Origin of the sequence: Microseira wollei NIES-4236 (assembly GCF_020521235.1) — a bacterium.
Taxonomy (GTDB): domain Bacteria; phylum Cyanobacteriota; class Cyanobacteriia; order Cyanobacteriales; family Aerosakkonemataceae; genus Microseira; species Microseira wollei.
The window spans coordinates 1-480 of record NZ_BLAY01000555.1 but is presented as its reverse complement, the minus strand read 5'-3'; the positions used below and the strand labels follow the sequence as shown (position 1 = coordinate 480).

General features: G+C 46.0%; 1 protein-coding gene. It reads right to left on the bottom strand.

Annotated elements, in window-relative coordinates; all coding sequences use genetic code 11:
- Positions 1-26: 26 nt before the first annotated feature.
- On the bottom strand, positions 27-422 hold the full coding sequence (locus MiSe_RS49830) for a four helix bundle protein (RefSeq protein ID WP_226595040.1): 396 nt from the start codon (positions 420-422) through the stop codon (positions 27-29).
- Between the last annotated feature and the right edge of the window lie 58 nt (positions 423-480).

Here is a 480-nt window from a genome sequence, read left to right as displayed (position 1 = left end):
TGGGGGAGCAAAGGGGATGGGGGGGCTTAATGCTTCATCAACCAAGGTGATGGGTTGTTAATCATGGTTACAAGACCAGCTAAAACCTGGTTATAAGTTCCATAAAGTTCTCGACCTGTTTCAGTATTTATGTAATTGCATCTTTCTGCGAACTTAATCCAAGTTTGGGTCTGTGCAGCTTCAGCTTCACAATCGTTGAGCTTGGCGATAAAAGCTGCTTCGTACCGACGCTTTCGCCATGCTTCAGCAAAATTTGCACAAACAGAACGTGATGAACGACGAATCTGGTCTGTCAATGAGTATCGTTCTTCAATCGGAAACTTTTTGGACAATTCAAAAATCTGCATGGCAGCTTCAAACGCCTTCTTGTAGATGTCCAAGTCCAAATGACTTTTAAAGGTTTCTCGACTCAACTGCTTCATCCCCCGCTCCCCCATCCCCTTTGCTCCCCCATCCCCTTTGCTCCCCCATCCCCTTTGC

Coding starts and splice junctions, on each gene's coding strand:
- MiSe_RS49830 (WP_226595040.1), bottom strand. CDS start 422: ATGAAGCAGTTGAGTCGAGAAACCTTTAAAAGTCATTTGGACTTGGAC.